Genomic DNA, 10,607 nt, shown 5'->3' with positions numbered 1-10,607 from the left:
TATTAACTTGCTAAAATAGTTAGTTTTAATGCTGTTAATTTATATTTTTTATATGTAATTTAAATTAATATAAATTATATAAAATACTGATTTGTAATTACTTATTTAATTTAATTAATTCAATATTTTTGATGTAAAATTGAATTTAAATGGTATAAATTTAGTTTTTTTTATTAATTTTCTTCAGAGCTGAATTGCCTTTTTAATTAGGCTTTTTCTACACTAAGCTATTTCATTTTTTATGAATGTACGGTATTTGAAGGCCGCCTTCTTACAATGAAATATAGAACAGTGAAATTAATTCATAAAGAAATTATTGATCACCTTTTTGGTGAATAAATCATTGAAATTAAAAAAATAAATTTGAGTTTGTACAGCTTTTTATACTATTCAAAAAGACCAAGTTTTTAAAATATTGCATTAACTACTAGTTGTTTTAGGCCCTGCTATTTTGTAGGTTTCCTGGTAGATAGATTTATGCTATTTTAAAATTTGAATGAGGATATTTCGTAATGAAACGATTGGTTCCTTTTTGTTTGGTTGTTATTTAATTAGAATGTAAAATTTAAAAATAACAAAGTTCTTTGGGGGTTTAGTGTATTGAACTACCCCCCTACCCAATAGTTTATTTGGATATTTTTTTTCTTTTTATGTTCTTTATGTATGGAAAAATAAAGATAGTGCCAAGTATTACCAAGGCGCCTACATAAAATCCAGCGGTCATTTGTTCCTTTTTTCCAAAGAAAAGAAAGGCTAGAATTATTCCATAAACTGGTTCAAGATTTGTAATAAGTGCAACCCTGAAGGCTGATAATTCTTTCATTACTGCTACTCCGGATACATAAGCAACAGAGGTGCAGACCGTTCCGAGGATGAACAAAAAGGCAAGATCTGTTGGATTAAGGCTCACAGGAGCCTTGAAACCTTCCGTAATTAATAAGTAGATTGAAACCCACACCCATGCCCCAATGAGCTCATAGAAGCTTATAATAGCTGCAGGGCGATTTTGGATTTGTTTGGAATTTATGATTGAGAAAATACTGGCACAAAAAGCACTTAATAGACCGTAAATTATTCCGACCGAATACTTGGATTCAAACTTGAATATCATATAAATACCGATGATTATTAGGAATCCTGTAAGTATCTCTAATTTAGAGATGCGCTGTTTTTTTAGTACTGGTTCTAAAATAGCAGTGAACAAAGTAAGAGACGAAAGGCTTACTAATGCCACAGATACTGTTGATGATTTAATTGATTGAAAGAAAAAAATCCAATGCAAGGCTACGATTGCTCCTGTAAAAAAGAGTTTTAAAAATGTTTCTTTAGAAACTTTAATAGATATTTTTTTATAGTAGAAATAGGCATATAAACTAACAAATGCTATAAGTACTCTATACCATACAAGATAACTTGCATCAATAGTGATTAATGCACCCAGAATACCCGTAAAACCCCAAATAAAGACCGTAATGTGTAATATGACTAAATTGCGGCTGATGGGGATTTTAGCTAATGCCATGAAGGTGTTATTTTGGAGCTTTTATTAAAAGATATATACCCAAGATCCCGAAAATTATATTCGGAACAAGTACTGCCACTAATGGTGGTAAGCCTCCCTTCAATGCAAACATATTGGCAAATTGTATGAATAGGATATAAGTGAAACTTAGCAATATACCAAGACCAAGTGGCAGTCCAATACCACCACGTACCTTTCTTGATGATAAAGATACCCCCATAAGAGTTAGTATATAGGCAGAAAAAGGATAAACAAAGCGTTTATATTTTTCTAATTGGAGGTCTACCATTACCCCAGTTCCCCTGGTTTCTTCTTTATCAATTCGTTCATTTAGCTCACGCATATTCATTGCCTGGTAAATATTATCATAAATTTCAAAGTCTTTAGGCCGCATATCCAACGTGGTATCTTTCTTTAAACCCATATCCATACTTTCTTTCAGTCCATCAATTTTTCGAATGGTATAGTTTTCAATAATCCACTTTGATTTTAATGAGTCCCATGTGATCTTATCAGCTACTAATTTTTCTTTAAGGTCATAACCGGTGAATTTTTCTAAAACGAATTTGTAACCAATTTTCCGATTATTATCAAAGTTTTCTATATAGACATAGCTGTTCTTATCAATCTGCATATGCGTATACATCTTTGAGTTATCAGATTTTGGATCGACATAAATATTTTCAAAATCAATCTTTAATTCATTTGTTTCCGGAATGATAAATAAATTGAAAATCAAGGTAACGATGAAAATTACAGTTGATGAAATGAAATACGGCCACAAAAAACGCTTAAAACTAACTCCACTACTAAGAATAGGAACTATTTCAGTTTGATCAGCCATTTTGGCTGTAAAAAAGATGACTGCAATAAAATTGATTAGTGGAGAAAGAAAATTTAAATAAAATGGAATAAAGCCGGCGTAATAACTAAATATGATTTCATATAGTGGTGCATCATGCCGTAAAAAATCATCCAGTTTCTCGGAAACATCAAAAATGACAATAATCACCGTGAAAATAGCCAGGGTAAAAGAAAATGTACCCAGGTATTTTTTAATGATGTACCAGTCAATAATTTTGATCATGCCTTTATAAACGTTGAGCTAGCTGAATAACCATTTTATTCTTCCAATCTGTAAATTCTCCGGCTATGATTTTTTCTCTTGCTTCATTCATCAGCCATAAATAAAAATTCAGGTTGTGTAACGTAGCAATCTGTGCTCCGAGTATCTCTTTGGAATGCGTAAGATGTCTAAGATAAGCCTTTGTATAGTTTCTGTCTGCATAAAGATCGCTATCTTCTTCAATTGCAGAGAAATCATTTTTCCATCGCTCATTTCTAATATTAATGATTCCATTTTTTGTAAAAAGCATGCCATTTCTTGCATTTCTGGTAGGCATTACACAATCGAACATATCAATACCAAGAGCAATATTTTCCAAAAGATTAATCGGAGTACCCACACCCATTAGGTAACGTGGTTTTTCTTTAGGGAGGATATCACAAACTATTTCTGTCATTTCATACATGTCTTGAGCAGGCTCACCAACAGACAGCCCGCCGATTGCATTACCTTCCCTTTCAAACGATGCGATCACTTCTGCCGATTGTTTCCTAAGGTCTTTATACACTGAGCCCTGCACAATAGGGAAAAGTGTCTGATTGTATCCATAAATAGGTTCTGTTGTATCAAAACGTTCGCAACATCGTTTCAGCCATCGGTGAGTCATTTCCATTGATCTCCTTGCATAACCATATTCACAGGGATAGGGAGTACATTCATCAAAGGCCATAATAATATCGGCGCCAATAATCCTCTGAGTATCCATAACAGATTCAGGAGTAAACAAATGTTTAGACCCATCGATATGAGATCGGAACGTAACTCCTTCTTCCTTTATTTTGCGTACTCCTGAAAGAGAATAAACTTGATATCCTCCACTATCGGTAAGTAGAGGCCCTTTCCATCCATTGAATTTATGTAATCCACCCGCTAATTGAAGGGTTTCAAGTCCGGGTCTTAAATATAAATGATAGGTATTGCCAAGTATGATCTGAGCTTTTATATCATTTGCTAATTCATGCTGATGCACAGCCTTAACTGATCCTGCAGTACCTACAGGCATGAAAATAGGTGTTTTTATCACGCCATGATCTGTAGTGATCTCTCCTGCACGTGCCTTTGAATTTTTATCTTCTGCCTCTAGTTTAAATTTCATTTAAAAATTAATAATTAGGGCAAAAATAGCAAAATATAAACTGCTGCTGCGGGGAGTGGAAATTATGAAGAATTTATTTTAGTTTATTTTAAAAACAATGCTAATTGTTAGTTTAAAAATTAGAAATTTACTTCCATTCAAAAGTTTAACATAGCGCGTGGATTATTTTTATATTTCTATTGTAATTTCCTTACAAATCTGTTTATTACTTCAACTTTTTTATGTTATTGTAATTCATCGAAAATTAGCTTCTTTTAGAAGTATTGAACTAGATGAAGACCTAAAATCACCTCTATCAGTGATTATTTGCGCTAAAAATGAACTAGAAAATCTAAAAAAAAATCTAGTCCCTATCCTTACCCAGGATTATCCTGATTTTGAAGTTATAGTTGTTAATGATTGCTCAAATGATGGTTCAGACTGGTTTTTGCGCGATCTTTCTGTGGAATATAAAAACTTGAAAGTAGTGACTATACTTGAGCACCCACGTTTTAAGCATGGTAAAAAATTTGCAGTAACTTTAGGTATTAAGGCTACAACTAATGAAAATTTGATTTTTACAGATGCTGATTGCAAACCTGCATCAAACCAATGGCTTAGGCATATGCAAAACAACTTTACTGGAAATACTGAGATTGTACTTGGATATTCTCCTTATGAGTTAAAAGGAGGATTCCTCAATAAGTTCATTAGATTCGAAACATTTTTGACGGCACTAAATTATCTATCATACGCACTGAAAGGCATTCCATACATGGGTGTAGGGCGTAATATGGCCTATAAGAAGTCTTTGTTTTTTAGTGGTAAAGGATTTGCTTCGCATATGCATATTTTATCAGGAGACGATGATCTCTTTGTGAATCAGAATGCTAACCGCCTAAATACCCGCATTGAGATACATCCCGATGCTCAGGTTTGGTCGGAGCCTAAAAATTCTCTTTTTGGATTCTTTTCGCAGAAATTTCGACACCAGGGTGCCGGTAAGGCGTATAAAAAAAAGCATAAAAGCATGCTAACTATCCAAGTGTTGTCTGGGATTTTATTTTATGCCTTATTGATTACCTTAATTGTATTAAAAGACCAATGGTGGTTAATTGCTTCTGTATTTTTTATACGAATGCTAGTACAATTGCTGGTTTATATTCCAATATTAAAGAAATTAAAGTACATAGATCTTGTTTGGTACTTACCTGTATTTGATTTCATTTACTACATTTATATCATGCTTTTAAGCTTTATATCCATTTTTAGGAAAAAAGTGGAATGGAAATAAAAAAATCTTAGTTTGAATTCTGAAATAATATATCATTATTTTCCTGACTTAAGTCAGACTCAAAAGGATCAATTTGAAGCCCTTGATGAGCAGTATCGTTTTTGGAATGCGAGAATAAACCTCATTTCAAGGAAAGATATTGATATGCTTTATTTACACCATATTCTACATTCACTCGCTATTGCCAAAGTTATTTCTTTTTTACCCGGCGAAAAAATTTTGGATGTTGGTACTGGTGGAGGATTCCCAGGAATTCCTCTTGCAATTATGTTTCCTGACACTCATTTTCATTTGGTTGATTCTATTGGAAAGAAAATAAAAGTTGTTCAGGAGGTTTCAATGGCTTTAGGTTTAAAAAATGTAAGATCAACTCATGCAAGAGCTGAGCAGATTGATGATAAGTTTAATTTTGTTATTTCAAGAGCAGTCACCAAATTGGCTGATTTTTACCCTTGGGTAAGAGGTAAATTTGAAAAAAAATCGATCAATACACTTCAAAACGGAATTTTATATCTTAAAGGAGGTGATCTTGACCAGGAAATAAAGGAATCAGGGTTAAACGCAGAATTGATCCCGCTTCCCAATTATTTTAAAGAAGATTATTTTGACACAAAATACGTGGTATATATCCCACAATAATATTCAGTAAATTTTTACTGAAATACGGCATCCCCAAGGCTGTTAGTTTTTAGCTTTTCTGAGTTTAATTTTAACAAAAAAGTATTAAGGATGTCTTTATTCCATCAAATTGCCCTTTCTTGCCTTCCAGGTATAGGTTCAGTTCTTGCCCGTAATCTGCTTAGCTATTTCGGAAGTGAAGAAGAAGTGTTTAAAGCCAAAAGTCAGCATCTCGGAAAAGTGCCGGGTATTGGGCCTAAGACTTTAGAACTGCTCCTGAATCATGAAGTATTTAAGTTTGCAGAGGCTGAACTTAAATTCATCGATAAATACAAGATCAAACCTTTGTTTTTGACAGATGATGATTATCCCAAGCGACTTAGAAATTGCGCTGATGCTCCAGTAATGCTATATTTTAAGGGTAATGCTGATTTAAATAAGTCAAAAATAATTAGTGTGGTTGGAACAAGAAATGCGACCGATTATGGAAGAGAAATATGTAAAAATTTGATTGCAAACCTACAGGTGTATGATCCGCTAATTGTAAGCGGACTAGCCTATGGAATTGATGGTGCTGCACATAAGGAGTCTTTAAAATTAGGGATCCCTACTATTGGAGTGCTTGCTCATGGGCTTGATCGTATTTATCCGGCGCAGCATCGAACTATGGCTGAAAAAATGCTTGATTGTGGCGGTCTTCTTACTGAATTTATGTCGGGTACAATCCCAGTCACTCAGAATTTTCCAAAGCGGAATCGAATAATTGCAGGATTATCGGATGTTACCATCGTGGTTGAAGCAAGTATTAAAGGAGGAGCCCTGATCACTGCCGAGCTTGCAAATTCATACAATAGAGATGTTTTTGCATTCCCTGGAAAGATTAATGATGAATTTAGTTTGGGATGTAATTATCTTATCAAAACACATCGCGCCAATCTGATCACCAAGGTTGAAGATATTGACTATATTATGGGATGGAATAGGGATATTGAAGTGCCAGCTAAAACCCAATTAAGTTTGCCACTCAATTTATCAGCAGATGAACAGATTATTGCCAATGTTCTTTTTTCAAAAGGAAGTGTAGCTGTAGATGAATTGTCTTTCCTAACCGGATTACAACAGAGCAGGCTAGCAGTTACTATTCTTGGAATGGAGATGAAAGGAAATATTATTTCCTTACCTGGGAAGGTCTATAAATTGGTATAGTCATAGTTTATATAAAACTATTGTTTTTGGGGAAATCAAAAAATACCAGCTCTCCAGTACAAAAACTTAACATTTTCCATTGATCAAATGGAAATTTAATGAGTGCCATTCCGCATGTTGGCATATGAGATATCTCTTGATTGCTTAAATAATTAACTAAACCAGTAATTCCTGGATTATGGCCAAATAAGGCTGTGAAATTAGAACGATCATCCAAATTGTTTACTACTTCCAGTAGTGAACTTGTCAAAGCATCATAGATTGCTTTCTCTAGTATGATATCTGCAGTATTTATGTGGAGTTCTTTTGCAAAGTATTTTGCGGTAGTTATGGCACGCAATGCAGGGCTGCTGATAAATTGCTGAGGGAATAATTCTTTTTTGGCAAGCCTTTTGGCCATTTCAGGAGCATTTATTTCTCCTCTATGATTTAATGGCCTATTAAAATCAGATAGCATTAAATCTCCCCAATCTGATTTGGCATGTCTGATCAACAATAATGTTTTAGCCATTTGCCTGATCAATCACTAAGTTCAAATTTATCTGATTCATACACTTGAAATGACCTTTAGGACAAGTATTGTGTCCAATTTTTGAACAAGGACGGCAGCTAAGCCCCTTAACTTCAAAAATGTGTGAATGATCAACTTTATAAGGATACATTCCAAATTCAGGAACGGTGTTACCCCAGACAGATAAAATTTGCTTATTAAACGCTGCTGCTATATGCATTAAGCCTGTATCGTGACTAATAACTTTTTCAGACATTTTAATCAGGAATGCACTTTGGTCAAGCTTGAATTTTCCGCATGCATTGAATACATGTTTACCTGCTTTTAGTGCAATTTTTTCGCCCCGTTCTGCATCTTCTAAACCACCTAACAATACCACAGGATGATTGATTTTACTGCATAACTCGATTAATCGATCAACAGGCAATCGTTTTGTATCATGCTGAGCCCCAATTACCACAGATATGAAATTTAAATGTGACTCAGGTAGCATATTTTTTAGATCATATTCATTCGTTAAAAAATAATCAAGACCTTTTCCATCATTTTTAACCCCAAGAAATTCTATGGTCTTGAGATACCTGTCAACAATATGTTTTGCAGGAAGTATATTTTTTTTAAAATTAACCAATAACCATTTATGCCAATTTAGCTTATCAAATGATCTAGAATTAACCCCAAGGCTGGTTTTGATTAGTAAGGTTCTTAAATTATGGTGAAGATCAATTACATAATCAAATTTCTCTTTTTTAAGCGCTGCTATGCATTCAGAAAGCGAGTTTTCAAAAAAATGAAGCTTATCAATATGTGGATTTCCTGCCAGAACTGCTTCAAATGTTTTTTTACTTAGGTAGTGGAGCTCAAGACCCTCAATTTGTTCTTTCAGGCATCTCACAACAGGGCTTGTAAGCACAATGTCCCCAATTGAGCTAAAGCGAATGACCAGTATTTTAAGATTCTTATTTTTCAAGATGAAGCTTTGTTTTTTGTTGCTCAAACACTCTGCAAATTTGCTCAAGATTCATCGCATTCAGACAGTTTAATCTACTTATTCCACCTTTTCTGGCTATTAAGGTACCATATTTCATGTCAAGATGCCCTTCAACTCGATGTGCATCCGGATTTATTGATAGAAGTACTCCATTTGAAATTGCATATTGGTGCCAGCGCCAATCCAAGTCGAGTCTTAAGGGATTGGCATTGATTTCTATAATGACATTGTTCGCTGCACAAGCATCTATAACTTTTTTATGGTTAATTGGATAACCACTTCTGCTAAGAAGTAATCTTCCTGTTGGGTGCCCAAGGATTGTTGTATAAGGGTTTTCAATTGCTTTTATTAACCTTTCTGTGGCTTTCTCTTCAGTCATATTTAAAATGGAATGAACTGAAGCTACTACGAAATCGAAACTTGAAAGTACTTCATTAGAATAATCAAGTGAACCGTCATAAAGTATATCTGATTCTATTCCTTTGAATATTTTGAAAGGTGCCAATTTTATATTCAATTCATCAATTTCACGCTGCTGGGCTGCTACACGTAAGTCACTAAGCCCATTGGCATAAAATGCCGATTTTGAATGATCACAAATTCCAACGTATTCCAGATTTAATTCATTTCTGCAATAGACTGCCATTTCTTCTAACGTGTGAATTCCATCACTCCAGGTACTGTGATTGTGCAAACTTCCTTTAAGGTCTGCGTATTCAATGAGTTCAGGGAGTTTATTTGATTTAGCTAGTTCAATTTCATTAGTTCCTTCACGTAATTCTGGTTCAATAAAGGATAAGCCCGCAACTTCGTAGATCTGTTTTTCGGACTTATCTTTTAGATCAGCCTCTCCAAGAATTGAAAAAATAGAATTAGTATGTTCTTCGCTACCTGTTTTTACAATCAATTTTTTGCCTAATTCTTCTGAATGACAAAAAGTGAAGTAAATACTCAGCCCTGATTCGGTGTTGCATTTTATTTCCTGACCATTTATTTCAGCATTTTCAAGTCCATTAAGGATGAGCTCCTCCTTAATTTCTTCATTTGCTTGGCCTACAATTAGAAAGTCAAGACTATCGATGATCTCACATTTTCTTCTGAATTGCCCTGTACAATAGATTTGTTCGGTATTAAATACCTTTTTTGCCAGATTTAAGAGTTCTTCTGCCAAATTTTCAACTTTTGCATATAGAAAACGCCCATTACTGGCCATATTGAATTCTATCTTTTGTTTGATCTCTTCCTGTGTTTTTAGTCCGAAGCCTTTAGCTTCTATTAGCCTATTTTCATTACAGGCATAATAAAGTTCTCCAACTGTATCAATACCTAGATCTTTCCAAATCACTAGAATTTTTTTTGGCCCAATTCCTTTAATCTGCATCATTTCAATGATTCCAGGTGGAGTAACCTTAATCAGATCCGCTAATTCCTGAATGGAACTAGTTTGTATCAGCTCATTTATTTTACTGGCAATACTTTTCCCAAGTCCGTCTATCTGCTCCATTTCAGCCAGACTCTTGGTATAAATAGGATAGGGGAGTTTGTCTACTTTAAATGCTGCATTTGCTACAGACTTTACCTTAAATGGATTTTCATCGTGTAATTCCAATAAAGAGCTTAATAATCTTAAAGTCCTTGCAATGATTTTGTTTTCCATACATCCAAAAATAAACAACCCTTCCCTGAAAAGGGAAGGGTATGTCATTTTTTTTAATAAAAATAGGAATGATTACCTTATTTGAATAGTATAAGGTATCCGAGCTTGAACCCCTGAAAGGTTAAGCGCTGATTTCATTTGTTCGTAATAAATAAAATTATCGCCCAATTCACGTTGCACAAAATAAGTCTTTACTTTATCAGCGGAGTTGTCAAATAATGAAGTGATTGGATCTACCTGTGCAGGGTATTTAACAATTTTATAGTCTTTGATTTTTGCTTTTTTTGCTGCAGATGCAATTGCATCATCAATATTACCTAATCGATCTATAAGACCCTTTTTTAAGGCTTCTGTTCCACTCCACACTCTTCCTTGGCCAATGCTGTCGATGTAAGATTGTGATTTTTTACGTCCATCAGCTACCTTTTTTGTAAAGGTATTGTAGGTTTTATTGACTTCTAGCTGAAAGATCATTCGCTCTGCATCTGTTAATGGCCTACTTACGGTTCCTAGATCTGCAAACTTTCCTGTTTGAACTCCATCAAAGGTTATCCCAAGCTTATTATTGAAGAATTTTTGCATATTCGGAATGATACCAAATACACCA

Annotated in this window: 10 protein-coding genes; 3 read left to right on the top strand and 7 right to left on the bottom strand. The window is 34.2% G+C overall.

What is annotated here, in order from left to right; genetic code table 11:
- Positions 1–625 precede the first annotated feature (625 nt).
- The 3 genes from ACIQZ6_RS10355 to tgt are packed head-to-tail and all read right to left on the bottom strand — an operon-like array spanning position 626 to position 3,744.
- Positions 626–1,522, bottom strand: a complete 897-nt coding sequence (locus tag ACIQZ6_RS10355; RefSeq protein WP_395810796.1) for a DMT family transporter — start codon at positions 1,520–1,522, stop codon at positions 626–628.
- A 7-nt stretch (positions 1,523–1,529) separates the two neighbouring features.
- Positions 1,530–2,609: an LptF/LptG family permease gene (locus ACIQZ6_RS10350; RefSeq protein WP_395810794.1), complete on the bottom strand. Its 1,080-nt coding sequence runs from the start codon at positions 2,607–2,609 to the stop codon at positions 1,530–1,532.
- A 4-nt stretch (positions 2,610–2,613) separates the two neighbouring features.
- Positions 2,614–3,744 carry a tRNA guanosine(34) transglycosylase Tgt gene (gene tgt / locus ACIQZ6_RS10345; protein WP_395810792.1) on the bottom strand — a complete coding sequence of 377 codons (1,131 nt, stop codon included), beginning with the start codon at positions 3,742–3,744 and terminating at the stop codon, positions 2,614–2,616.
- Positions 3,745–3,901: 157 nt separating this feature from the next.
- Here tgt and ACIQZ6_RS10340 point away from each other — a divergent pair, with 157 nt between their 5' ends.
- The 3 genes from ACIQZ6_RS10340 to dprA all read left to right on the top strand — a co-directional run bounded on the left by ACIQZ6_RS10340 (position 3,902) and on the right by dprA (position 6,841).
- A complete protein-coding gene (locus ACIQZ6_RS10340) occupies positions 3,902–5,017 on the top strand; it encodes a glycosyltransferase (protein ID WP_395810790.1) in 1,116 nt (371 codons plus the stop codon).
- A 12-nt stretch (positions 5,018–5,029) separates the two neighbouring features.
- On the top strand, positions 5,030–5,656 hold the full coding sequence (rsmG, locus tag ACIQZ6_RS10335) for a 16S rRNA (guanine(527)-N(7))-methyltransferase RsmG (protein WP_395810788.1): 627 nt from the start codon (positions 5,030–5,032) through the stop codon (positions 5,654–5,656).
- A 90-nt stretch (positions 5,657–5,746) separates the two neighbouring features.
- The gene (gene dprA / locus ACIQZ6_RS10330) at positions 5,747–6,841 is read left to right on the top strand and encodes a DNA-processing protein DprA (RefSeq protein WP_395810786.1); all 1,095 of its coding nucleotides are present in this window, start codon (positions 5,747–5,749) and stop codon (positions 6,839–6,841) included.
- Positions 6,842–6,848: 7 nt separating this feature from the next.
- Here the strand turns inward: dprA and ACIQZ6_RS10325 are convergent, their stop codons facing one another.
- The 4 genes from ACIQZ6_RS10325 to ACIQZ6_RS10310 all read right to left on the bottom strand — a co-directional run.
- Complete coding sequence (locus ACIQZ6_RS10325) at positions 6,849–7,352, bottom strand: SixA phosphatase family protein (RefSeq protein ID WP_395810784.1); 504 nt, start codon at positions 7,350–7,352, stop codon at positions 6,849–6,851.
- The gene (locus tag ACIQZ6_RS10320) at positions 7,345–8,322 is read right to left on the bottom strand and encodes a glycosyltransferase family 9 protein (RefSeq protein WP_395810782.1); all 978 of its coding nucleotides are present in this window, start codon (positions 8,320–8,322) and stop codon (positions 7,345–7,347) included. Before ACIQZ6_RS10320 ends, ACIQZ6_RS10325 begins: the two co-directional genes overlap by 8 nt.
- Positions 8,312–10,000 (bottom strand): helix-hairpin-helix domain-containing protein, encoded by a 1,689-nt coding sequence (locus ACIQZ6_RS10315; RefSeq protein WP_395810781.1) that lies wholly within the window; start codon positions 9,998–10,000, stop codon positions 8,312–8,314. Before ACIQZ6_RS10315 ends, ACIQZ6_RS10320 begins: the two co-directional genes overlap by 11 nt.
- A 72-nt stretch (positions 10,001–10,072) precedes the next feature.
- A partial coding sequence (locus ACIQZ6_RS10310; RefSeq protein ID WP_395810779.1) for a S49 family peptidase occupies positions 10,073–10,607 on the bottom strand: 535 nt, incomplete at its 5' end.

This window comes from Daejeonella sp. (assembly GCF_044348475.1).
Taxonomy (GTDB): domain Bacteria; phylum Bacteroidota; class Bacteroidia; order Sphingobacteriales; family Sphingobacteriaceae; genus Daejeonella.
This window is presented reverse-complemented; position numbering and strand designations above follow the sequence as displayed.

Excerpts from the sequence above, each read along its gene's own strand:
- ACIQZ6_RS10355 (WP_395810796.1), bottom strand. The coding sequence starts at position 1,522 with ATGGCATTAGCTAAAATCCCCATCAGCCGCAATTTAGTCATATTACAC.
- ACIQZ6_RS10315 (WP_395810781.1), bottom strand. The coding sequence starts at position 10,000 with ATGGAAAACAAAATCATTGCAAGGACTTTAAGATTATTAAGCTCTTTA.
- ACIQZ6_RS10325 (WP_395810784.1), bottom strand. The coding sequence starts at position 7,352 with ATGGCTAAAACATTATTGTTGATCAGACATGCCAAATCAGATTGGGGA.
- ACIQZ6_RS10350 (WP_395810794.1), bottom strand. The coding sequence starts at position 2,609 with ATGATCAAAATTATTGACTGGTACATCATTAAAAAATACCTGGGTACA.
- tgt (WP_395810792.1), bottom strand. The coding sequence starts at position 3,744 with ATGAAATTTAAACTAGAGGCAGAAGATAAAAATTCAAAGGCACGTGCA.
- dprA (WP_395810786.1), top strand. The coding sequence starts at position 5,747 with ATGTCTTTATTCCATCAAATTGCCCTTTCTTGCCTTCCAGGTATAGGT.